The organism is Mesorhizobium sp. B2-3-12, from assembly GCF_006442205.1.
GTDB lineage: Bacteria > Pseudomonadota > Alphaproteobacteria > Rhizobiales > Rhizobiaceae > Mesorhizobium.
In genome coordinates, this window is sequence record NZ_VFVR01000005.1 from 116649 (window position 1) to 138278 (window position 21630).

The window sequence follows — 21630 nt, forward strand, 5'->3', positions numbered from 1 at the left end:
GTATCGATTGAAACTGCGTCGCGGAGCCGATTGGGAGGATACCGGAGATCGATAAAGCCGACAGCGGCGCGTTTGCGCTCCTGCTTGGCCGCGCGGCCCGCGAAGCCCCGAGGTGTCGCGTCCATCAACCAGGGAGAGTAATGTGAAGATTATCAAGACGCTGGCCGCCGTGGCGGCCCTTGGCATCGCTGCCATGAGCTATCAGGCGCACGCGGCCGACAAGGGTCTTGTCGGCGTGCTGATGCCGACCAAGACCTCGCAGCGCTGGATCAATGACGGCGACGCCGTCAAGTCCCAGCTCGAGGCTCTCGGCTACACGGTCGACCTGCAATATGCGCAGGATGACATCCCCAACCAGCTCAGCCAGCTGGAAAACGAAATCACCAAGGGCCCGAAGGCGCTGATCATCGCCTCGATCGACGGCACCACCCTGTCGGATGCGCTGCAGAAGGCCAACGACGCGGGCGTCGTCGTCATCGCCTATGACCGCCTGATCAAGAAGACCAAGAACGTCGACTATTACACCACCTTCGACAATTTCGGCGTCGGCGTGATCCAGGCTAATTCCCTGGTCAAGGGCCTCAAGGAGCGTTTCCCGAACACCAAGCCGTGGAACGTCGAACTGTTCGGCGGTTCGCCCGACGACAACAACGCCTTCTTCTTCTACAATGGCGCGATCTCGGTCCTGCAGCCGCTGATCGACGACGGCTCGATCAAGATCAAGTCCGGCCAGACCGGCATGGACAAGGTCGGCACGCTGCGCTGGCTCGCCGCCACCGCCCAGGCGCGCATGGACAACCTGCTGTCGGCCAACTACTCGGACGGCAGCCGCGTCGATGGCGTTCTGTCGCCCTATGACGGCCTGTCGCGCGGCATCACCGCCTCGCTGCGCGCCGTCGGCTACGGCACCGACGCACAGCCCTGGCCGATCGTGACCGGCCAGGACGCCGAGACCGCCTCGGTCAAGCTGATCATCTCGGGCGAGCAGTACTCGACCGTGTTCAAGGACACCCGCGAACTGGCCAAGGCCACAGTGCAGCTGGTCGACAAGGTGCTCTCGGGCGGCAAGCCGGACGGCCTCGATGAAAAGACCTACAACAACGACGTCAAGGTGGTTCCCTCGATCCTGCTGACGCCGCATGAGGTCGACAAGTCGAACTACCAGGCGCTGGTCGTCGACTCCGGCTACATCAAGGCCGAAGACCTGAAGTAATCCCGGTTACAAGGACAGGGGTCCTGCGCGACGCAGGGCCCCTTTTCGTTCACAAGCGACCCCGGTATTGTTTCTGCCGGCCTAGAGCAATTCCAGGAAAAGCGCGCGGCGGTTTTCCTGGAAAAGCGCCTGGCGCTTTCCCTAGGGAATTGCGTAAAAACAAGAAAGTCTAGGAGGAGCTTGCCTAATGACTTCGACGATTTTGGAGATGCGCGACATCACCAAGACGTTCCCCGGCGTGAAGGCGTTGTCGAACGTCAATCTCAGCGTCGAGGAAGGCGAAATCCATGCCGTGGTCGGCGAGAACGGCGCTGGAAAATCGACATTGATGAAGGTGCTGTCGGGTGTCTATCCCTCCGGCACCTATGACGGCCAGATCATCTTTCAGGGCCAGGAATGCCATTTCAAAGGCATCCATGACAGCGAACACAAGGGCATCGTCATCATCCACCAGGAGCTTGCGCTGGTGCCGATGCTGTCGATCGCCGAAAACATTTTCCTCGGCAACGAGCGCGCGAGACACGGCGTCATCGACTGGGACGCCAACGAGGCGCGCACGGCCGAGCTGTTGAAGAAAGTCGGGCTCAGGGAAGACCCCAAGACGCTGATCACCCATATCGGCGTCGGCAAGCAGCAGCTGGTCGAAATCGCCAAGGCGCTGAGCAAGGAAGTGAAGCTCTTGATCCTCGACGAGCCGACGGCGTCGCTCAGCGAAAAGGACAGCCAGGCGCTGCTCGATCTCCTGCTCGAGTTCAAGCGGCAGGGCATGACCTCGATCCTGATTTCCCACAAGCTCAACGAAGTGAACCGCGTCGCCGACAAGGTGACGGTGATCCGCGACGGGCGCACGATCGAAACATTGCCGAGGAAGGAGATCAGCGAGGACCGGATCATCACCTCGATGGTCGGCCGCTCACTCGACGACCGCTATCCACCGCGCGAGCCAAACATCGGCGACGTCATTTTCGAAGTCAAGGACTGGTCGGTCTACCACCCGATCCATGCCGAACGGCAGGTGATCAAGAGCATCGACCTCAAGGTGCGCAAGGGCGAAGTGGTCGGCATCGCCGGGCTGATGGGCGCCGGCCGCACCGAATTCGCCATGAGCCTGTTCGGTCGCTCCTATGGCCGGCGCATCAGCGGCGAGGTGTTGCTCAACGGCAAGCCCGTGGACCTTTCGACAGTGGGCAAGGCGGTGCAGAACGGCGTCGCCTATGTCACCGAGGACCGCAAGACCTATGGGCTGAACCTCATCGACCATATCAAGCACAATGTGACGCTGGCCAACCTCGGCGGCGTTTCCAGCGGCGGCGTCATCGACGACATGCGCGAGATGAGCGTCGCCAACGACTATCGCAAGAAGACCAATATCCGTGCGTCGAGCGTCTATCAGCTGACCGGAAACCTCTCGGGAGGCAACCAGCAGAAGGTGGTGCTGTCGAAATGGCTGTTCGCCGACCCGGAAGTTCTGATCCTCGACGAGCCGACGCGCGGCATTGACGTCGGCGCCAAGTACGAAATCTATACAATCATCGCCCGCCTCGCCGCCGAGGGCAAGGCGATCATCGTCATCTCGTCGGAAATGCCGGAACTGCTCGGCATCACCGACCGGATCTATGTCATGAACGAAGGACGCATCGTCGGCGAGATGGCGGCAAGCGACGCCAGCCAGGAAAAAATCATGCGCGCCATTGTCCGCGGAGAAGGAAAAGCATCATGAGCACAGACAGCGCTCCCGCGCCGCAAAGCGGCACCGCCGAGGACGTCAAGCAGGGGTCTCGCGTCGCCGTCTCCGCGCTGACGACGAACCTGCGCGAATACGGCCTGATCATCGCGCTGATCGTCATCATGCTATTCTTCCAGTACACGACGTCGGGAACGCTGTTCAAACCGGTCAACCTCAGCAATCTGGTGCAGCAGAACTCGTTCATCATCGTGATGGCGCTCGGCATGCTGCTGGTCATCGTCGCCGGCTATATCGATCTCAGCGTGGGATCGGTCGCCGGTTTCATCGGCGCGCTTGCCGCGATGATGATGGTGATCTGGCCGCTCGGCATATTCAGCAATCCGCTCGTGGTGTCGATCGTCTGCCTCATCGTCGGAGGGCTGATCGGCGCCGCGCAAGGGTACTGGATCGCCTATCACCGCATTCCGAGTTTCATCGTGACGCTGGCCGGCATGCTGATCTTCCGCGGCATCTGCCAGGCCCTGCTTGGCGGCGGCTCCTCGGTCGGCCCGCTCCCCGACAGCTTCAAGGCGCTGAGTTCCGGCTTCATCCCGGACGTGATCGGCCCGCTGACGCTGATCCCGCCGACGGTTAACGCGGCCGGCAAGACCATTTTGGGCAGCGGCCTGACGCTGCACATGACGACGGTCGTGCTCGGCCTGATCGCCGTGCTGGCCTATGCCTATTTCGGCTTCAGGACGCGGCGCAAGCGCGAGCTTCATGGTTATGAGGCAGAGCCTTTCACTCTGTTCGTCATCAAGACCCTGGTGGGCAGCGCGCTGGCGCTCTTCCTGGTCTTCCAGTTCGCGACCTATCGGGGCCTGCCTATCGTGCTCCTGGTGATGGGCGTGCTGATCTCGCTGTTCGTCTTCGTCACCAAGCGCATGACCATCGGCCGGCGCATCTATGCGATGGGCGGCAATGCCAAGGCCGCGCAGCTGTCGGGCATCAACACCGAAAGGCTGACGCTCTGGGTGTTCGTCAATATGGGCGTGCTGTCGGCGCTCGGCGGCCTGATCATCGCGGCGCGTCTCGGCCAGGCCGTGCCGGCGGCGGGCCTCGGCAGCGAGCTCGACGTGATCGCGGCCGTCTTCATCGGCGGCGCCTCGGCGATGGGCGGCGTCGGCCAGGTGATCGGCGCGGTGGTCGGCGGCTTTATCATGGGCGTGATGAACAACGGCATGTCGATCATGGGCGTCAATGTCGACTGGCAGCAGGTGGTCAAGGGCCTGGTGCTGCTCGGCGCCGTCATCTTCGACGTCTACAACAAGAACAAGGCTTAAGGGCTGGGGGCACAGACTAGGAGGCATACGGGTTCTAGACCGCGAAGCTGCCGGCAGACCGTCGGCACCAAGAAGTCCGTCGAGGACCAGGCTCGCGAACGCAATCCGGACGAAGCATTTCAACCGTGGCGCGTTCCCGCGCCGCGCCGGTGCGGATTTTGCCGATTGGCAGCCGGATACAGATAAATGAGAGAGGACTGATCATGCTGATCTCGCAGATTCTCGACGACGCCGAGACGATCCGTGTCGTTGCCCGCAGCGGCGGCAAAACCCGGATCATCAACGGGGCGCGAAGCGTCTATTCGCTGGCGATGGAGGCCGCCCGTACGGGTGTGGGCCTCGCCGCCCTGATCGAACGCAAGGGGCTCGGCGAGACGATCGATCTCGACGCCGCCTATAAAAGGGGGCGCCTGCTGTCTCCGATCAATCACCCCGACCCGGCGCATCTGCACCTGACCGGCACGGGGCTGACGCATCTCGGCTCGGCGGCAACGCGCGATTCCATGCACAAGAAGCTCAGCACCGACGGCGAGGAGCAGCTCACCGATTCCATGAAGATGTTCCGCATGGGACTGGAAGGCGGCAAACCCGCGAAAGGTCAGGTCGGCGTGCAGCCGGAATGGTTCTACAAGGGCAACGGCACCATGGCGGTCGCGCCGGGCGCGGCGCTCATGTCGCCGGCCTTTGCCAAGGATGCCGGCGAGGAACCCGAAGTCGCCGGGATCTATGTCATCGGCGACGATGGCGCGCCGTTCCGCGTCGGCTTCACCCTGTCGAACGAATTCTCCGACCATGTGACCGAGCGCGTGAACTATCTCTTCCTCGCCCACTCCAAGCTGCGCAATGCCTCATTCGGGCCGGAGATCCTGATCGGAGATCTGCCTTCGGACATCAGAGGCACGTCGCGCATCGTGCGCGACGGCAAGACATTGTGGGAAAAGCCCTTCCTGTCGGGTGAAACGAACATGTCGCACACCATCGCCAATCTCGAACACCACCACTTCAAATATTCAGCCTTCCGCCAGCCGGGCGACGTGCATGTGCACATGTTCGGCACCGCCACGCTTTCCTTCGCCGACGGCATCAATACGGAGGCCGGCGACGTGTTCGAGATCGAGGCAGGGGATTTCGGACTGCCGCTGCGCAACCCGCTGGAAATCGAAAAGCCGGTGAAGGTGGCGGTGAAGGCGCTTTGAAAGCCATGAGCGCGGGATCTCCCTCTCGTGGGGAGATCGGCGGCTTCGACCTTACCGCACCGGGCGGAAATGCTTTGAGAGCTTGAGGCCTTGCGCCTGGTAGTTCGAGCCCAGATCGGTCCCGTAAAGCGCCCGCGGCCGCTTCAGCATGTGCTCGTAGACCAGCCGGCCGACGATCTGGCCATGGTCGAGGATGAACGGCACTTCGTGGCTGCGCACCTCGAGCACCGCCCGGCTGCCGGTGCCGCCGGACGCCGAATGGCCGAACCCCGGATCGAAGAAGCCGGCATAGTGGACACGGAACTCGCCGACCAGCGGGTCGAAGGGCGTCATCTCGGCGGCGTAGAGCGGCGGCACATGCACCGCCTCCTGGCTGACCAGGATGTAGAACTCGTCGGGATCGAGCACCAGCTCGCCGGCACCGCTCTTGTGGATCGGCTCCCAGAAGTCGACGACATCCTGCGCGGCACGCTTGTCGACATCGACGAGGCCGGTGTGGTGCTTGCCGCGATAGCCGACCAGCCCATCCTTGTCGCCGTTGAGGTCGATCGAAAGCGCGATGCCGCCGCCGGAAATGTTGGGCGGCTCGGTGGCGACCAGCATTTCGGCGCGGTGCAACTCGTGCAACTCGGCTTCCGAAAGCAATGCGTTACCCGTTCGAAAGCGGATCTGCGACAGGCGCGACCCGGTGCGCGCAATGATCGGGAAGGTGCGCGGGCTGACTTCGAGATAGAGCGGACCGTGATAGCCGGCGGCGATCTTGTCGAACTCGTGGCCACGGTCGGTCATCACGCGAGTGAAGATGTCGAGCCGCCCGGTCGAGCTCTTCGGATTGGCCGAGGCCGAAATGTCAGCCGGCAGCGCCAGACTTTCGAGCAGCGGCACAATATAGACGCAGCCGGTTTCGAGAACCGCGCCTTCGGTCAGATTGATCTCGTGGAGTTGCAGCCGATCGAGCTTTTCCGAAACCTTGTGGTTGGGACCGGGCAGGAACGAGGCGCGCACCCGCCAGGCCTTTTCGCCCAATCTGAGATCAAGGCTGGCGGGCTGGATCTGGTCGGGATCGAGGGCGCGCGGCGACTTCAGCGCGCCGGACTGGAACAGCGCCGAAATGTCCTGATCGGGAAGAATGCCTGTCTGCCGCAAAGTCTGGCTCCGCCCCAAGACTGGTCCCTTTGTTGCAGGTTCTTGCCGCAAAACCGCTGGGCACTTTCGCGGAACCTGCCTTGGTACAAACCTCTTAATGAAGCCGGCAATTGACGCAAGCGTGGCGCGGGTCTAAAGGGTCGTTATCCCGTGGTGATTTGGCCGGTCGGCTTGCAGCCACGTTAAACAAGTCGCTAAAGGACCGTCGGGCCGCAAGGCCGTATGGACCGGTTGCGACTTTTCGCGGCCGGTTTTTTTGTGTTTGGACAGGACGATGACGAGCAAGACGCGCAACTGGAAGCCTCAAACCGCACTGGTGCATGGCGGAACCCTGCGTTCCCAATTCGGCGAAACCGCCGAGGCGATGTATCTGACCCAGGGCTATGTCTACAAGACCGCCCAGGCGGCGGAAGCCCGGTTCAAGGGCGAAGAGCCAGGCTTCATCTATTCGCGCTACGCGAACCCGACCGTCGACATGTTTGAAAAGCGCATGTGCGCGCTGGAAGGCGCCGAGGACGCGCGCGCCACGGCATCGGGCATGGCGGCGGTGACGGCGGCCCTTCTGTGCAGCGTCAAGGCCGGCGACCATATCGTGGCGGCGCGCGCGCTGTTCGGCTCCTGCCGCTGGGTGGTCGAGACGCTGGCGCCGCGCTACGGCATCGAGGCCACGTTGGTCGACGGCACCGATATCGCCAATTGGGAAAAGGCGGTCAGGCCGAACACCAAGCTGTTTTTCCTGGAAAGCCCCACCAACCCGACGCTGGAAGTGGTCGACATCGCGGCAGTCGCTTCGCTTGCCAATTCGATCGGCGCGCGGCTTGTCGTCGACAATGTCTTCGCCACGCCGCTGCAGCAGAAGCCGTTGCAGCTTGGCGCGCACATCGTCGTCTACTCGGCCACCAAGCACATTGACGGCCAGGGCCGTTGTCTCGGCGGCGTCATCCTGTCGGACAAGAAGTGGATCGACGAGAACCTGCACGACTATTTCCGCCACACCGGCCCGAGCCTGTCGCCCTTCAATGCCTGGACCTTGCTGAAGGGCCTGGAGACGTTGCCGCTGCGCGTGCGCCAGCAGACGGAAAGCGCCGGCAGGATCGCCGATTTCCTGGCCGAGCAGCCGCAGATCGCGCGTGTGATCTATCCCGGCCGCGCCGACCACCCGCAGGCCGACATCGTCAAGAAACAGATGTCGGGCGGCTCGACGCTGATCTGCCTCGACGTCAAGGGCGGCAAGCCGGCGGCCTTCGCCCTGCAGAACGCCCTCGACATCGTGCTGATCTCGAACAATCTCGGCGACGCCAAGAGCCTGATCACCCACCCGGCGACGACCACGCACAAGAACCTGAGCGACGAGGCCCGCGCCGAACTCGGCATCGGGCCAGGTACGCTCAGGCTGTCTGTCGGCCTGGAGGACGCCGACGACCTGCTGGAGGATATCGCGCAGGCGCTGAAGACGGCCAAGTAGCTGCTCAGCAGCAGGCAGCGGGGCGGAGAGTTACAAACCCACCGCCTTGCGCAGCGCTTCATTCATGCGTGTCTGCCAGCCATCGCCATCGGCCTTGAAACGGTCGAGAACATCGGCGTCGAGCCGCAACTGTATGGCACGCTTGGGCCGCGCCAGCGGCGGCCTGCCGGCCTTGCGGCGCGAGACGACATCGGTCGGCTGCGCATCCGGATCAGCCTCGGCCGCAACGCTGATCGCAGCGTTTTCCTCGTTGGTCATCGCGGCAAGCGCCTTGCGTGCGAGCGACAAAGCCTTTGCACGTGACCGTTTTGGCGGAGCAGCCTCACGGCGCACAACTGTCTTAGAGGTTTTCGACATAGTCCATAATTTCTTGCCTTGTGGCCCTGCGTAACGAAATAACGCGGACGGCATCGCCTCGCTCGACATAAACCATCACATAAACGCCAGCCTCGATCAGACCGATGGCAACAAGACGGTCCTCACCAAAGTCCTCACTGTCATCAAGCCTGACAAGGGCATTGGCAAAATCAAAGGACGAGGCGATCGCAAAGTCCACGCCATGTTTGGCCCGGTTTGTCCTTGCCTTGGTTTCATCCCACTCGAACAGCATTCGCCGACGGTGCGTCCCGTAAATTGCGTATACACAAAAATAGCGTGCGAGTCAATAATTCTGTATATACGATAATTACAGCTGAAAACAGACGGAACTTCCGCGCCTTCAGGCGCGCGACGGCGTCTCCTCCAGTTCGGCTGTCTTGGTGCGGATGGTCATCGCGTTGCCGCGCCAGTCGACGGCGCCGCCAAGCCAGCCGCGCGTCCACATCGCCGGCAGGATCAGGTCGCGAACCATCATGGCCGCGACCATGCGCGACGACACGTACCAGCCTTTGGACAAGGCCAGGGCGTATTCCGGAAGGTAGAAGGCCGCCAACACGGCGATCGCCGTCAGTGGCAGACTGACGCCCGCGCTCGCCGCCGCAACCAGAGCAAGCACCAGCGGCACCGCCGCTCCAGTCAGGATTTCGGGCGCGAAGAACAGCGGGAAGGTGACGCGGCGCAGGCGCGCCCAGCGGGCCTGGCGCGACCAGATCTCGCCAAGCGTGCGCCGACCAAGCGGCTGCTCGAAGGGTGCCGCCACGAGATTGACGCGCAGGCCGAGGCCGTTCACCAGCTTGGTCGCGGCGGCGTCCTCGGCGATCTCGGCGGCCAGCGCGCGAATGCCGCCATTGGCATCCAGCATCGGCTTGTTCCACAGCATGCTCTTGCCCTGGGCGAAGCCGAGGCCGAGCGCCTCGCCGGCATACTGCCAGCGGGCCTGCAGCGTGTTGAGGAAGGCGCATTCGACCTCGGCCCAGAAACCTTCGGGGCGCGAACCGATCGGCGTCGAGCAGACAAGGCCGGTATCGGGCCGCCACGCCGCCATCATGTGCTCGACATAGTCCCTCGGCATCAAGACGTTGGAATCGGCAAGAATGACCCAGTCGTGGCGCGCCGCTTCCCAGCCCTTGACGCAATTGTTGAGCTTCGGATTGGCACTGACACGGTCGTCGCCGATCAACAGCCGGGCCGGCACCTTGGGAAACCGGGCAATCGCCCTGTTTATCAGTTTGACCACCGGATCGTCGGCATGGGCGACGCAGAAGATCAGTTCGTAGCGTGGCCAGTCCAGCGCGAAGGCGCGTTCCAGCGTCTCATTCGTGAACGGCTCGACGCCACGCGACGGGACGATGACCGAGACCGGCGGCGACTTGCCGGCCGGCGGGGCGATCATGGAGCGCCGTTTCAGCCGTGAAGCGGCGAGCGCAATGCTGGCGGCGTTGGAAAGGATGAGCGCGGTCGAAAGCGAGGCGGCTATGAAGGTGAGTTCCATCGAGATCTGGTCACTCCGGAAAGGCGGCCCGCACCGTGGCCGTTTTTCAACAGTTCGACAGAGCGCCGAGTCGCCCGGTTCGTGCACACCACCATTGTCGTGTGTCACTTAAATGACATTCTTTGCCGGCACCTGCGTTCAAGGTCAGGCGCGACAAGACGCGCATGTTGACCCGCTCGCCGCGAGCGTCGAAAGTCATCGGATTGTTTTGGAGCCGCTCATGTACCGCGCCGTGACGCGCAACATCGAAGTGCAGGTCAGGCCGTTCTATCTCGAGGACCGTTCGGACCCCTCGGAAAACCGCTATGTCTGGGGCTATCAGATAACGATCGACAACCAGTCCGACGAGTTCGTGCAGTTGTTGTCGCGCTATTGGCACATCACCGACGGCACCGGCCGGGTCGAGGAAGTGCGCGGCCCGGGCGTCGTCGGCGACCAGCCGGAACTCAATCCCGGCGACAGCTATCAATATACGTCCGGCTGCCCGCTCTCGACGCCGTCCGGGATCATGGTCGGGCGATACACGATGCGCAACAAGCGCGGCGAGACCTTCGACATCGCCATCCCCGCGTTTTCGCTCGATCTGCCAGGGACTAGGCGGACGGTGAATTAGGCTTCTTTCTCCCCGTTCACGGGGAGAAATGCCCGGCAGGGCAATGAGGGGCGGCGCCGGCCTTTGAGATTTTCGTCAAGGCAGACGGCAGCGTCGCCCACGGCGGGCGCTACCATCACCAACGCTGGCGCTGCCCCTCATCCGCCCTTCGGGCACCTTCTCCCCGTAAACGGGGAGAAGGAAAGGCTTCACTGCGCGGCAAATTCCGCCGGATCGAAGTCGTACTGCGTCGAGCAGAACTCGCAGGCGACATGGATGCCGCCATCCTGGGTGCTTTCCCTGATTTCCTCGGCGGAGAAGCCCTCGAGAATGCCACGGATCTTGTCCCTGGAGCATGAGCACTGGTCCGCCACCGGCACACCGCCGAAGACGCGCACGCCGTGCTCGTGGAACAAGCGGTAGAGCAGCCGTTCGGCGCCCACGGTCGGGTCGATCAGCTCAGTCGGTTCGATGGTGCCGAGCAGCGCCAGCAACTCTTGCCAGGAATTGTCGGCCGGATCGTGCGTCACGTCGCGCGGATCGCCGTCGCCACCCGAAATATCGGGCACGCGCATGCGCTCCGGCGACTGCGGCAGGAACTGCGCCAGGATGCCGCCCGCCCGCCACTGTTCACGCGCGCCACCAGGGGCGGGCGTCAGCAGCTTTGCAACCGACAGCCTGATATCGGTCGGGATCTGTTCCGACTGGCGGAAATAGGTGCGCGCGGCATCTTCCAGCGTCTCGCCGTCGAGCTGTACGATCCCTTGATAGCGCTGTGTATGAGCGCCCTGGTCGATTGTCAGCGCCAGCACGCCGCTGCCAAGCAGCGTCTGCTGGGACGTTTCGCCGGCCGCCACCAGCGCCTCGAGCCGGTCGGCGTCGAAACGGGCATAGGCGCGCAGCGCCGAGGGCGTGGAAAAGTCCGCCACCAGCATGTCGACAGGCCCGTCGGTGCGGGTCTGCAGGATGAACTTGCCTTCGAATTTGAGCGAGGTGCCGAGCAGCACCGTCAGCACACAGGCTTCCGCCAGCAGGCGGGCAACCGGCTCGGGATAGTCGTGGCGGCCAAGGATGGCGTCGAGCATCGGCCCGAGCTGGACCGTGCGGCCACGCACGTCGAGCGGGCCGACCTCGAAGGGAACGACGTGATCGTCGCCGGCATAGCCGAACTCGCCGAGTTTGGGGTGATGTTCAGTCACTTGATGGGTTTCCAACATGACAAAGCTCCAGGGCGCGGCCATGCGGCCCTGGTGGGCACATGCGTCCAAACGCGCTTGATTTGCGTGATGCGGCGCAGATAGGCATCGCGCCGCCGCAGATCAAGCGCCCAGACACTTCAAGCGCCCCAGCTCTTCAAGCAGCGAGGCCCTTTAAGCACCGAGGCACCAGGCAAGCACCGCCTTCTGGGCGTGGAGCCGGTTCTCGGCCTCATCGAAGACCACCGAATGCGGACCGTCGATGACCTCGTCGGTCACCTCCTCGCCGCGATGGGCCGGCAGGCAGTGCATGAACAGCGCGTCGGGCTTCGCCTTGGCCATCAGCGCCGCGTTGACCTGATAGGGCGAGAAGACATTGTGGCCGCGGGCGCGGTGTTCCTGGCCCATCGACACCCAGCAGTCGGTGACGACGCAGTCGGCCTGGTCGACGGCTTCCTCGGGCGAGCGGGTGAAATGCAGCTTGCCGCCATGCGCCCTGGACCAGTCGACATGCTTCTGCGCCGGTTCGCTGCCTTCGGGCACGGCGACGTTGAGATTGAAGCGGAAGCGCGCCGACGCCTCGAGCAGCGAGTGCAGCACGTTGTTGCCATCGCCGGTCCAGGCGATGGTCTTGCCGGCAACCGGACCGCGATGCTCCTCGAAGGTCATGATGTCGGCCATCAGCTGGCAAGGGTGGGTATCGTCGGTCAGGCCGTTGATCACCGGCACGGTGGCGTTCTCGGTCAGCTCCAGCAGCCGCTCATGCGAGGTGGTGCGGATCATGATCGCATCCACATAGCGCGACAGCACCTTGGCGGTGTCGGCGATAGTCTCGGAGCGGCCGAGCTGCATCTCGGTGCCGGTCAACATAATGGTCTCGCCGCCAAGCTGGCGCATGCCGACGTCGAAGGAGACGCGCGTGCGCGTCGACGGTTTGTCGAAGATCATGGCCAGCACCTTGCCTTCGAGCGGCTTGGTCCGCTCGCCGGCCTTGAGACGCGCCTTTCGCGTCACCGCGTCATCCAGCATGAAGCGCAAATCGCCTTCGGAAACGGTGGAAAGATCGGTGAAATGGCGAACTGACATCAGGAATGGTTCCGGATTACTTCGCGGCGGCGGAGGCGATGGCCTCCGACAGGCCCTTGGCGCCGGCGCGGATGCGGTTGAGCGCTTCGTGAATCTCGGCATCGGTGACGGTGAGCGGCGGCAGCAGGCGAATGACGTTGTCGCCGGCCGGAACCGCCAGCAAATGCTGGTCGCGCAGCGCCAGGTTCACCTTGCCATTGGGCATCGCGCATTTGAGGCCGAGCATCAGCCCGCTGCCCCTGATGTCCTCGATGACTTCGGGGAATTCGTCGGCAACCGCGGCCAGGCCCTGCTTCATGAGCAGCGCCTTGCGCTGGACGTCCTCGAGGAAACCGTCTTCCAGCACCACGTCGAGCACGGCGTTGCCCACGGCCATGGCCAGCGGATTGCCGCCGAACGTGGTGCCGTGCACGCCGGCGGTCATGCCGACGGCCGCCTCGTCGGTGGCAAGGCAGGCGCCCATCGGGAAGCCGCCGCCAATGCCCTTGGCGATTGCCATGATGTCGGGCGTCACACCAGACCATTCATGCGCGAACAGCTTGCCGGTACGGCCAATGCCGCACTGGACCTCATCGTAGATCAGGAGCAGCCCGTGCTGCTCGCAGAGCTGCCGCAGGCGCTTCAACGACTGTGTCGGCACCGGGCGGATGCCGCCCTCGCCCTGCACCGGCTCGATCAGGATCGCGGCGGTCTCGGGTGTGATCGCCTTTTCAGCGGCGTCGATGTCGTCGAAGCCGACCTGGTCGAAGCCTTCGACCTTGGGTCCGAAGCCTTCGAGATATTTGTACTGGCCGCCTGCGGCGATGGTCGCCAGCGTGCGGCCATGGAAGGCGCCTTCGAAGGTGATGATGCGGAAGCGCTCGGGATGTCCCTTGACGAAGTGGTAGCGCCGCGCCGTCTTGATCGCGCATTCCAGTGCCTCGGCGCCGGAATTGGTGAAGAACACCTTGTCGGCGAAGGTGGCATCAGCCAGCCGCTCGCCAAGCCGACTCTGCCCCGGGATCTCATAGAGATTGGAGACGTGCCAGAGTTTCGCCGCCTGTTCGGTGAGGGCCGCGACCAGATGCGGATGGCTGTGACCCAGCGAATTGACAGCGATGCCGCCGGCAAAATCGAGATATCGCTCGCCCTTGTCGGTAACCAGCCAGGTGCCTTCCCCTCGGTCGAAGACCAGGGGTGCGCGAGCAAAGGTCTCGTAAAGCGCCGAACCGCTCATTATATGCGTCTCCGGTACCGGAAAATCAAAAAAGCCGCCAAAGCGGCGGCCTTCTGCGGCTTATCGTGTTTTTCGGTCATGAAGTCAACGAAAACGTCGCGTAGTGGCGCGCGGCAAGCCCCCCGACGCAACGCCGGCTCATGAGCGACCGGGCAAGTTGGGGAAAACCGAAAAAACCGATTCGTGTTGCACTTGGGACTCTTGTCACCGAGTCAGCGCATAGAGTAGTTGTAGTCGAGAAATAACTAGATTTCGTGCGGCGGACCTAATCACCAGATATATGTGGTGTCTGCCCCAGCAGTGGTGCTGGGTCGGGAATGGATTCTGATTGCCGCACGCTGATGAGGAGCGCGGTCATGAACTGGACTGACGAGCGGGTAGAACTCTTGAGAAAATTGTGGTCGGAGGGTCTGAGCGCAAGCCAGATTGCCGCACAGCTTGGCGGGGTCAGCCGCAACGCGGTCATCGGCAAGGTGCACCGGCTGAAGCTGTCGGGCCGCGGTCGTGCGACGGCGACGCCGGCACGCCAGAAGAAGGCGTCGCAGGGCTCGACCGTCCAGAAGTCGGTGGCACGCGCCGCGACCACGGCACGTCATGTCACGACTTCGATCGGCGCGACGGCCCTTCAAACGCAGTTCGACGCCGAACCCGTGGCAAGGCACTACATCCGCCCGGTCGAGAACGTCGTGGTACCGATCTCACGGCATCTGCAGCTCGTCGAACTGACCGAGCGCACCTGCAAGTGGCCAAACGGCGATCCGCTTTCGGAAGACTTCAATTTCTGCGGCAACGAGGCCGCCGAGACAGGTCCCTACTGCAAATACCATGCCCGCGTGGCGTTCCAGCCCGCGGCGGAACGGCGGCGGAACAGATAAGCGGAGTGAGTAGTGAGTAGGATCACCCCTACCAACCACTACTGACTACTGACTACCCACTTCTTCACAGCCATCCATTCTTGCGAAAACGCCAGTACAGGAACGAACAGATCAGCGCGATCATGGTCAGCACCATCGGGTAGCCATATTCCATCTTCAATTCGGGCATGTCGGTGAAGTTCATGCCGTAGATGCCGGCGAATGCGGTCGGCACCGCCAGGATGGCCGCCCACGAGGCGAGTTTCTTGGAGATCGCCGTTTCCTGGCTCTGGCCGACAAGGAGACTGGCCTCGAAGGCGAAGGCCAGCACCTCGCGCAGACTGTCGATTTTCTCCTGGACGGTGCGGATGTGATCCGTCACGTCGCGGAACAGCGGATGCATGGCCGAATGGATCTGCGGCAGCTCGGCGCTGGTCAGCCGGCGGCAGACTTCCACCAGGGGCAATGCCGCGTTGCGCAGGCGCAGGAGGTCGCGGCGCAGCATGTAGAGGCGTTCAATATCGGGGCCGGTCATCGGCTTCAGCAGGACCTTATCCTCGATCGCCTCGACCTCGTCCTCGATCTGCTCGAGCACGGGCATGTAGTTGTCGACGATGAAGTCGAGAATGGCATAGAGGACGAAGTCCTCGCCCTTGGCCAGCGAGTGCGGACAGCTTTCCCAGTGCTGGCGCACGGCGGCATAGGACGTCGAAGGGCCGTGCCTGACGCTGACGATATAGCCTGAGCCGACAAACAGATGCGTCTCGCCGAAGGTGACGCGCCCGTCGATCAACTGCGCGGTGCGGGCGACGATGAACAGCGCATCTCCATATTGCTCGATCTTTGGCCGCTGGTGCGGGTGCTCGGCGTCCTCGATGGCCAGCTCATGCAGATGAAACTGCGCCTTGACGCGCAGCAGAAGGTCGCGGTCGGGTTCAAGCAGCCCGATCCAGACGACGTGCCCCGATTTCTTGGCCCATTCGCCCGCTTCCTCGATCGGAATATCGGCGATGCGGTGCCCGGCGGTATAAACGCCGCAGGCGATGATGCCCGATGCCGGCGGCACGGGCTTGAACTCCCGGACATATTCCATCGCAGCCTCCCGGAAGCGCTGCCTTCCCCCAGAGGGGAACCAACAGGGCTTCTCTCAGGATAGTTTAGCGCATTATGATCAAGCGTTCGAGAGGACCCGCGTTCACTTCACCGGCAGCGCCGCCGGAAGACCGATCTTGTCGGTCTTGTCGCTCTTCGGCCGCTCGGCCGGCATCTGGTCGCCGGTGACGATGTAATAGATGGTCTCGGCGATGTTGGTGGCGTGATCCCCGATACGCTCGATGTTCTTGGCGCAGAAAAGCAGATGCGTGCAGGGGGTGATGTTGCGCGGATCTTCCATCATGTAGGTCAGCAATTCGCGAAACAGCGACGTGTACATGGCATCGATCTGGTCGTCTCGGTCGCGCACGAAGCCGATCTTGTCGACCGAACGCGACGCATAGACGTCGAGAACTTCCTTCAGCTGGGTCAGCGCCAGGTTGGCCAGGGCCTCCAGGCCACGGAAAAGACTGGTCGGCTGACGGCCGTCGATGACGGCGACGACCCGCTTGGCGACGTTCTTGCCGAGGTCGCCGACCCGCTCGAGGTCGGCCGAAATGCGGATGGCGCCGACGATCTCGCGCAGGTCCGTCGCCATCGGCTGGCGCTTGGCGATGATGATGATCGCCTTGTCGTCGATCTCGCGCTGCCCTTCGTCCAGAACGACGTCATCGCGAATGACCTTCTGGGCCAGCCCTGGATCGGCATTGACCAAGGCGGCGACCGCCTGCTCGACCATGCGCTCGGCATGCCCTCCCATCGCTGCGATGCGCTTGGAGAGATATTTCAGTTCCTCGTCAAAGGCGCTCATGATGTGCACGGACTGCATGGACGAAATGCCTTCCCACGGGGGTGTCTGATTTTGAGTCGTTTCCTCGAATCCCCGCTGATACGCTAGCCGGATGACAGAAAAAAGAAACGGTGCCGTGGATAACTAGGGCACTATCAGTGCGCCGGCAAATGGACCGAGAAGGCGGCGCCCTTGCCGACCTCGGACCTGATCGTCAGCCTGGCGTTGTGGCGCGTCAGGATGTGCTTGACGATCGACAGGCCAAGCCCCGTGCCTTTCTGGGTCCGGCTGGTCTCGACATCGATACGATAAAAGCGCTCGGTGATGCGCGGGATATGTTCCTCGGGGATGCCGGGGCCAAAATCCCTGATCGTGACGTCGATGCCTGGCTCGGAGACGTCATCGCCGCGCGCGATCGACACCACGACGCGACCGCCCGACTGGCCATATTTGCAGGCATTCTCCAGGAGGTTCTCGAAGACCTGGAACAGCTCGTCGCGATCGCCCGGCACATCGAGCGGCCCGTTGGCGAAATCGCGCTCGATGGCGACATTGTTTTCCCGGGCGAGCGGTCCGAGCGAGTCGATGACGCTGTCGACGGTCTGGCGCAGGTCGACTTCGGTTCCGGGCTTCAGATAGGGCTTCATCTCCAGCCGCGACAGCGACAGCAGGTCGTCGATCAGGCGCGCCATGCGGCCGGTCTGGTTCTGCATGATCTGGAGGAACTGCTCGCGCGCCGCCGGATCGTTGCGGGCCGGTCCGCGCAGCGTTTCGATGAAGCCCGCGATCGAAGCCAGCGGGGTGCGCAATTCGTGGCTGGCATTGGCGATGAAGTCGGCGCGCATGCGGTCTATGCGCCGCGTCTCGCTCTGGTCCTTGAAGACCAGCACATAGAGGTCGGTGCCATGCCCGACCGAGGACGCGCTGACCCGGTAGGCCCGTTCGACGGGCAGTTTCTCGGTGTAGTCGACGACATCCGAGGCGACGCTGCCCGACAGCACGCTGTCCAGCAGCGTCTGCATTTCCGGCGCCCGGAATTTCAGCGGCAGCGATATGCCGGGCGCGATGCCGCCAAAGGCGGCAAAGGCGGCGGCGTTGGCGTGGACGATGGTGGCGGCCTGGTCGAAGATGATGAGCGGGTCGGCGACGGCGGCCGCCAGATATTCGCCCGACAGACGCTGCAGGCCCATCGCCTCGATTGCGCTGGCGCTCTCGCCGGAATGGCGTGCGCCGGCCACCGGTAATATTGCCGCCGCCAGCAGCAGGAGCAGCGCCGGTATGAGCACATAGGCGGAAATAGCCGCGAAGCCATAGGCGATCAGAACCGCCAAGACACCGGCTGCAAGCAGCCAGCGGCTGCTCCACAGCCGGGCGGCCATGGCTTGCCCCGTACCTTTCTGCTCCGCGCCCAGGTCAGTCATTCGCGCGCCCACGCCTAACTTCCACCGGTCATACGGCGGCGGAAACTTCCGCTGGACCGCTCCGGAGGCTCCCAATAGCATGAGTCCGGATGCTGGAAAGGGTTCGTCTGCATGAAAAAAGCCAAGGAAAACTCCGTCACGCCGACTTCAGGTCCGCTGAAAATCAGGATCGGCGGCAAGGAACGGGAGTTCGATATCGAGAATCCAGAGCTTCCGGACTGGGTCGAGGAGAACAAGCTGACCGCGGGCGGCTACCCCTACGACAAGAAGATGAAGGGCGAGGAGTATGACGAGACGCTTGAGAAACTGCAGATCGAGCTGGTCAAGGCACAGGCATGGCTGCAGGCGACCGGCAAGCGGGTGATGGCGCTGTTCGAGGGCCGTGACGCCGCCGGCAAGGGCGGCACGATCTTCGTGCTGCGCCAGTATCTCAACCCGCGCACCGCGCGTAACGTCGCGCTGACGAAGCCCACGCCGACGGAGCTGGGACAATGGTACTACCAGCGCTATGTCGACCATTTCCCGACAGCGGGCGAATTCGTCACCTTCGACCGCTCCTGGTACAACCGCGCCGGCGTCGAGCCCGTGATGGGATTCTGCACCCCCGAACAGCACGAGAAGTTTCTCGACGAGACGCCGCATTTCGAACGAATGGTCGTCAACGACGGCATCCATTTCTTCAAGTTCTGGCTGAACATCGGCCAGGAGACGCAGCTCGAGCGCTTTCACGATCGCCGCTACAGCCCCCTGAAGAGCTGGAAGTTCTCGCCGATCGACATTGCCGGCATCACCAAGTGGGACGATTACACCAAGGCGCGCGACACCATGTTCGAGCGCACCCACAAGGAGTTCGCGCCATGGATCGTCGTGCGCGCCAACGACAAGCGCCGCGCGCGGCTGGCGGTGATGCGGCGCATCCTCCTGTCGCTGCCCTATGAGGGGCGCGATCTCGATATCGTCGGCAAGGAAGACAAGAAGATCATCGGCGAAGGTCCGTCATTCCTGGGCAAGCAGGACTGAGGTTGTTGGCGCCGCGCGGCCAGAAGGCAGCGCGGCGCTGTTGATGGACTTCCTCTTCGTCGGCTCAGGCAGCCAGGCGTGCAATCCGCTGCAGCCGCCGCAGCGTGGTGTCGTCCTGCAGCGCCTGCTGGAACAGCGATATCTCCTGGTCGATGCGGTCGCATAGCGCGGCGGTGTTGCCCTTGAGCAGGCCGCGCGTCTGCAGCAATGCCGCAACCGGCTTCTTGGCGAGTTGCCTGGCTCGGCCGAGCGTCGCCTCCTCGACGCCGTCGTGCACGATCTCGGCGACGAGGCCGAGCGCCCTGGCATCCTCGGCGTGAAGCGTGTCGCCGAGGCAGAAGAAGCGGAAGGCACCGGCATAGCCGAGCTTCTGCGGCGCCAGGATGCTGGTCGCCGCGTCCGGCACCAGGCCGAAATCGACGAACGGCACCCTGAACGTGCTTTTGCCCGAGGCGATCACCATGTCGCAATGGAACAGGATGGTGCACCCGACCCCGACGGCATCGCCGTCCACGCAGGCCAGGATCGGCTTGGGAAACGTCGCCAGCGTGCGGAACATGTCGGTGACGGCGGCGATCAGCTTCTGATGCTTGGTGGCGTCCAGGAATTCGGAAAAGTCGCCGCCGAGACAGAAGCAGCCCGCCAGGCCACGCAGCACGACGATGCGCACCTCGTCATTGTCGGCGGCTTCGTGGAACGTCCTGGCAAGGTTCTCATAGGCCCTCCTGTCGAGCACCGGCCGGCCGTCGCTCGATGAGACGGTGACGATCAGCGCGTGGTTGCGCAGTTCAGGCCGCGGATGCATGGCGGTCTCCGGTCTCATGAGGCTCTCCTTTGACCGAACATGTCGGGATATCCCCTGGCCAGGACGGGTGCATGGTGATTGCGCCGTGATCGCACCACGTCCAGCGTGTGCTCGTTGAAGGTGAGCAGCGTCGCCACGACCTGCTGGTTGCCATAGGTGCGCTGATAGCCGAGCGGCGTCGCCAGGAAGTGCAGTTGCAATGCGCGCAGCACCCACATCGGCTCGAACTCGATGATCACCTTGTCGACGCCGCGCTTCAGACCCCACTCGACGAAACCGGCTATCAATTCCGTGCCGACGGTCGAGAGGCCGCGCCGGCCATCGCGAAAACCCGGAGCCACCGCATAGCGGGTCAACTCCCAGATGTTGGGACCCGCCGGCGGCGTTCCTTCGGAAAGGTCGGTCAGCACCTCGGTCAAGAGATGCGGCCGTGTGGTCGGCAACATCCTCTGGTAGCCCGCGACTTCATTGCCCCTGATGACGATCTGATGCACCGCCTCGTCATGGTCGAACTGGTCGACCTCGAATCCGTCGGGGCGGCGCAGGTCCTCCCATCCCATTTCCTCGACGAATATCTGATAGCGCAGCCGATGGACGGCCTCCCAGAGGTCGGGACGTTCCATCAATTCTTTGGTCGTAAGACAAAAAAGCATTCCGTAGTCTCCTGTGTTTCAGGGGAAGATACGGCCGTGCTTCGCTGCGAAAATTGCGTGATCACGTAGGCAAGAAATTCTAGGCCGGCACGGCCGACCTAGCTAATGTATCCGCGCCTGATCGCCTCGGCGACTGCCTGCACCCGGTTGACGGCACCGAGTTTGCTTTTGGCGTTAAGAAGATGTTTCTCCGACGTGTGTTCGGAGATGCCTAGGATTTGCGAAATCTCCCATTCGGATTTGCCGACGGCGGCCCATTGCAGGCACTCGCGTTCGCGCGGCGTCAATTCGATATGGTCGATGATCTTGCCGGCCATGGTGTGGAGCTGCATGGCGCGGCCGACCGCGTAGGTCGAGACCAGCGAGACCAGGCCGAACTCGGCGGCCGACAGTTCCACGGCCTCGCCCCCCAGGGACACCATGACGATCTCGCCGTCGAGCGTGATCAGCGGGAAGGCGAGCCCGTCACGCAGTTTGAAGGCGCCGGCGTCGCCCATCACCTCGCCACTGCTCTTGTCGATGCGAATGCCCTGGGCGGCTTCCCGCCACTGGAACGGCGCCTGCAGCTGTTTCATGTGACTGACGACGGGATCGTGATCGACATAGTTGCGCGTCACATAGCGCTCGAGCCATTCGACCGGCCAGTCGCAAAGCAGCACATGCTGCTTTTGCTGCCCCGTCGGCGTGCCCGGCTTCGGGACGGTTCCGGCCATCAGCGCGGTCAGGCCGAATTCCGATGTTACGCCCAACAGTTTCTCGCAGACCGCGGCCGCCGTCGCGGCATGCTGCAGCTGGTCGATGTATTCCAGCGTTCGATCGAACTGACTCATCGCAACATCAACCCCATGTTGCCTCATGCATTAAAGTCCATGGTCCGCGCCTTGCCGGCACTTTGCCACCGACCACGGATTGCAAAGCGCCCGCTTCCGGTTGTGGTTCTCGACCCTGGTACCCCCACCAGGGCAGCCACCGCTGTTTGCAACCCACCAAACCATATCCTGAAATC

The 21630-nt window shown here is 63.1% G+C and carries 21 protein-coding genes and 1 riboswitch; of the genes, 8 read left to right on the forward strand and 13 right to left on the reverse strand.

All coding sequences use genetic code 11. The features are described from left to right. Nucleotides 1-142 precede the first annotated feature (142 nt). The 4 genes from chvE (at nt 143) to araD1 (ending at nt 5418) form a co-directional block, all read left to right on the forward strand. On the forward strand, nt 143-1213 hold the full coding sequence (chvE, locus tag FJ948_RS16390; RefSeq protein WP_140706107.1) for a multiple monosaccharide ABC transporter substrate-binding protein: 1071 nt from the start codon (nt 143-145) through the stop codon (nt 1211-1213). Between the two features lie 187 nt (nt 1214-1400). After that, on the forward strand, nt 1401-2933 hold the full coding sequence (gene mmsA / locus FJ948_RS16395; RefSeq protein WP_140706109.1) for a multiple monosaccharide ABC transporter ATP-binding protein: 1533 nt from the start codon (nt 1401-1403) through the stop codon (nt 2931-2933). Then, nucleotides 2930-4222 (forward strand): multiple monosaccharide ABC transporter permease, encoded by a 1293-nt coding sequence (gene mmsB, locus FJ948_RS16400; RefSeq protein ID WP_140706111.1) that lies wholly within the window; start codon nt 2930-2932, stop codon nt 4220-4222. The genes mmsA and mmsB overlap by 4 nt, the downstream gene beginning before the upstream one ends. A 203-nt stretch (nt 4223-4425) precedes the next feature. Further along, nucleotides 4426-5418, forward strand: coding sequence for an AraD1 family protein (gene araD1 / locus FJ948_RS16405; RefSeq protein ID WP_140706113.1), 993 nt, complete (start codon nt 4426-4428; stop codon nt 5416-5418). A gap of 51 nt (nt 5419-5469) precedes the next feature. Here the strand turns inward: araD1 and FJ948_RS16410 are convergent, their stop codons facing one another. After that, nucleotides 5470-6564, reverse strand: coding sequence for a 2'-deoxycytidine 5'-triphosphate deaminase (locus FJ948_RS16410; RefSeq protein WP_140706115.1), 1095 nt, complete (start codon nt 6562-6564; stop codon nt 5470-5472). 140 nt (nt 6565-6704) lie between these two features. Further along, nucleotides 6705-6782: riboswitch (SAM riboswitch) on the forward strand. Between the two features lie 56 nt (nt 6783-6838). Between FJ948_RS16410 and FJ948_RS16415 the strand changes: the two genes are divergently transcribed. Beyond that, the gene (locus tag FJ948_RS16415; RefSeq protein WP_140706117.1) at nt 6839-8029 is read left to right on the forward strand and encodes an O-succinylhomoserine sulfhydrylase; all 1191 of its coding nucleotides are present in this window, start codon (nt 6839-6841) and stop codon (nt 8027-8029) included. Between the two features lie 30 nt (nt 8030-8059). On the opposite strand, the gene FJ948_RS16420 is transcribed toward FJ948_RS16415, so the two are convergent. The 3 genes from FJ948_RS16420 to FJ948_RS16430 all read right to left on the reverse strand — a co-directional run bounded on the left by FJ948_RS16420 (nt 8060) and on the right by FJ948_RS16430 (nt 9899). Next, on the reverse strand, nt 8060-8317 hold the full coding sequence (locus FJ948_RS16420) for a BrnA antitoxin family protein (RefSeq protein ID WP_318013091.1): 258 nt from the start codon (nt 8315-8317) through the stop codon (nt 8060-8062). 52 nt (nt 8318-8369) lie between these two features. Continuing rightward, nucleotides 8370-8639, reverse strand: a complete 270-nt coding sequence (locus tag FJ948_RS16425; RefSeq protein WP_140706119.1) for a BrnT family toxin — start codon at nt 8637-8639, stop codon at nt 8370-8372. Between the two features lie 108 nt (nt 8640-8747). After that, a complete protein-coding gene (locus tag FJ948_RS16430) occupies nt 8748-9899 on the reverse strand; it encodes a ceramide glucosyltransferase (protein WP_140706121.1) in 1152 nt (383 codons plus the stop codon). Between the two features lie 220 nt (nt 9900-10119). Here FJ948_RS16430 and apaG point away from each other — a divergent pair, with 220 nt between their 5' ends. Beyond that, nucleotides 10120-10512 carry a Co2+/Mg2+ efflux protein ApaG gene (apaG, locus tag FJ948_RS16435; protein ID WP_140706123.1) on the forward strand — a complete coding sequence of 131 codons (393 nt, stop codon included), beginning with the start codon at nt 10120-10122 and terminating at the stop codon, nt 10510-10512. Nucleotides 10513-10700: 188 nt separating this feature from the next. On the opposite strand, the gene FJ948_RS16440 is transcribed toward apaG, so the two are convergent. The 3 genes from FJ948_RS16440 to FJ948_RS16450 all read right to left on the reverse strand — a co-directional run bounded on the left by FJ948_RS16440 (nt 10701) and on the right by FJ948_RS16450 (nt 13989). Further along, nucleotides 10701-11732: an Hsp33 family molecular chaperone gene (locus FJ948_RS16440; RefSeq protein WP_140706125.1), complete on the reverse strand. Its 1032-nt coding sequence runs from the start codon at nt 11730-11732 to the stop codon at nt 10701-10703. A gap of 129 nt (nt 11733-11861) precedes the next feature. After that, nucleotides 11862-12773: an ornithine carbamoyltransferase gene (gene argF / locus FJ948_RS16445; RefSeq protein ID WP_140706126.1), complete on the reverse strand. Its 912-nt coding sequence runs from the start codon at nt 12771-12773 to the stop codon at nt 11862-11864. Between the two features lie 16 nt (nt 12774-12789). Further along, nucleotides 12790-13989, reverse strand: a complete 1200-nt coding sequence (locus FJ948_RS16450) for an aspartate aminotransferase family protein (RefSeq protein ID WP_140706128.1) — start codon at nt 13987-13989, stop codon at nt 12790-12792. 356 nt (nt 13990-14345) lie between these two features. Here FJ948_RS16450 and FJ948_RS16455 point away from each other — a divergent pair, with 356 nt between their 5' ends. Beyond that, nucleotides 14346-14864, forward strand: coding sequence for a GcrA family cell cycle regulator (locus tag FJ948_RS16455; RefSeq protein WP_127275610.1), 519 nt, complete (start codon nt 14346-14348; stop codon nt 14862-14864). Nucleotides 14865-14928: 64 nt separating this feature from the next. Here the strand turns inward: FJ948_RS16455 and FJ948_RS16460 are convergent, their stop codons facing one another. The 3 genes from FJ948_RS16460 to FJ948_RS16470 all read right to left on the reverse strand — a co-directional run bounded on the left by FJ948_RS16460 (nt 14929) and on the right by FJ948_RS16470 (nt 18146). Continuing rightward, nucleotides 14929-15936: a magnesium and cobalt transport protein CorA gene (locus tag FJ948_RS16460; protein WP_140706130.1), complete on the reverse strand. Its 1008-nt coding sequence runs from the start codon at nt 15934-15936 to the stop codon at nt 14929-14931. A gap of 102 nt (nt 15937-16038) precedes the next feature. Then, a complete protein-coding gene (gene phoU / locus FJ948_RS16465; protein WP_140706132.1) occupies nt 16039-16764 on the reverse strand; it encodes a phosphate signaling complex protein PhoU in 726 nt (241 codons plus the stop codon). A gap of 116 nt (nt 16765-16880) precedes the next feature. Further along, entirely contained in the window at nt 16881-18146 is a 1266-nt protein-coding gene (locus FJ948_RS16470; protein WP_140706134.1) for an ATP-binding protein, read from the reverse strand. Nucleotides 18147-18257: 111 nt separating this feature from the next. On the opposite strand from FJ948_RS16470, the gene ppk2 reads away from it, so the two are divergent. After that, on the forward strand, nt 18258-19166 hold the full coding sequence (ppk2, locus tag FJ948_RS16475; protein WP_140706136.1) for a polyphosphate kinase 2: 909 nt from the start codon (nt 18258-18260) through the stop codon (nt 19164-19166). A 64-nt stretch (nt 19167-19230) separates the two neighbouring features. Here ppk2 and FJ948_RS16480 read toward each other — a convergent pair whose 3' ends face one another. From FJ948_RS16480 to FJ948_RS16490, 3 genes are all read right to left on the reverse strand, one after another. Next, on the reverse strand, nt 19231-19989 hold the full coding sequence (locus FJ948_RS16480) for an enoyl-CoA hydratase-related protein (RefSeq protein ID WP_181173695.1): 759 nt from the start codon (nt 19987-19989) through the stop codon (nt 19231-19233). After that, nucleotides 19986-20624: an acyl-homoserine-lactone synthase gene (locus FJ948_RS16485; protein ID WP_140706138.1), complete on the reverse strand. Its 639-nt coding sequence runs from the start codon at nt 20622-20624 to the stop codon at nt 19986-19988. The genes FJ948_RS16480 and FJ948_RS16485 overlap by 4 nt, the downstream gene beginning before the upstream one ends. A gap of 98 nt (nt 20625-20722) precedes the next feature. After that, entirely contained in the window at nt 20723-21454 is a 732-nt protein-coding gene (locus tag FJ948_RS16490; RefSeq protein ID WP_140706140.1) for a LuxR family transcriptional regulator, read from the reverse strand. Nucleotides 21455-21630: the final 176 nt, after the last annotated feature.

Excerpts from the sequence above, each read along its gene's own strand:
- ppk2 (WP_140706136.1), top strand. The coding sequence starts at position 18,258 with ATGAAAAAAGCCAAGGAAAACTCCGTCACGCCGACTTCAGGTCCGCTG.
- phoU (WP_140706132.1), bottom strand. The coding sequence starts at position 16,764 with ATGCAGTCCGTGCACATCATGAGCGCCTTTGACGAGGAACTGAAATAT.
- mmsB (WP_140706111.1), top strand. The coding sequence starts at position 2,930 with ATGAGCACAGACAGCGCTCCCGCGCCGCAAAGCGGCACCGCCGAGGAC.
- FJ948_RS16490 (WP_140706140.1), bottom strand. The coding sequence starts at position 21,454 with ATGAGTCAGTTCGATCGAACGCTGGAATACATCGACCAGCTGCAGCAT.
- FJ948_RS16470 (WP_140706134.1), bottom strand. The coding sequence starts at position 18,146 with ATGACTGACCTGGGCGCGGAGCAGAAAGGTACGGGGCAAGCCATGGCC.
- FJ948_RS16460 (WP_140706130.1), bottom strand. The coding sequence starts at position 15,936 with ATGGAATATGTCCGGGAGTTCAAGCCCGTGCCGCCGGCATCGGGCATC.
- FJ948_RS16440 (WP_140706125.1), bottom strand. The coding sequence starts at position 11,732 with ATGGCCGCGCCCTGGAGCTTTGTCATGTTGGAAACCCATCAAGTGACT.
- FJ948_RS16455 (WP_127275610.1), top strand. The coding sequence starts at position 14,346 with ATGAACTGGACTGACGAGCGGGTAGAACTCTTGAGAAAATTGTGGTCG.
- FJ948_RS16415 (WP_140706117.1), top strand. The coding sequence starts at position 6,839 with ATGACGAGCAAGACGCGCAACTGGAAGCCTCAAACCGCACTGGTGCAT.
- apaG (WP_140706123.1), top strand. The coding sequence starts at position 10,120 with ATGTACCGCGCCGTGACGCGCAACATCGAAGTGCAGGTCAGGCCGTTC.
- argF (WP_140706126.1), bottom strand. The coding sequence starts at position 12,773 with ATGTCAGTTCGCCATTTCACCGATCTTTCCACCGTTTCCGAAGGCGAT.
- mmsA (WP_140706109.1), top strand. The coding sequence starts at position 1,401 with ATGACTTCGACGATTTTGGAGATGCGCGACATCACCAAGACGTTCCCC.
- araD1 (WP_140706113.1), top strand. The coding sequence starts at position 4,426 with ATGCTGATCTCGCAGATTCTCGACGACGCCGAGACGATCCGTGTCGTT.
- FJ948_RS16485 (WP_140706138.1), bottom strand. The coding sequence starts at position 20,624 with ATGCTTTTTTGTCTTACGACCAAAGAATTGATGGAACGTCCCGACCTC.
- FJ948_RS16425 (WP_140706119.1), bottom strand. The coding sequence starts at position 8,639 with ATGCTGTTCGAGTGGGATGAAACCAAGGCAAGGACAAACCGGGCCAAA.
- FJ948_RS16480 (WP_181173695.1), bottom strand. The coding sequence starts at position 19,989 with ATGAGACCGGAGACCGCCATGCATCCGCGGCCTGAACTGCGCAACCAC.
- FJ948_RS16450 (WP_140706128.1), bottom strand. The coding sequence starts at position 13,989 with ATGAGCGGTTCGGCGCTTTACGAGACCTTTGCTCGCGCACCCCTGGTC.
- FJ948_RS16430 (WP_140706121.1), bottom strand. The coding sequence starts at position 9,899 with ATGGAACTCACCTTCATAGCCGCCTCGCTTTCGACCGCGCTCATCCTT.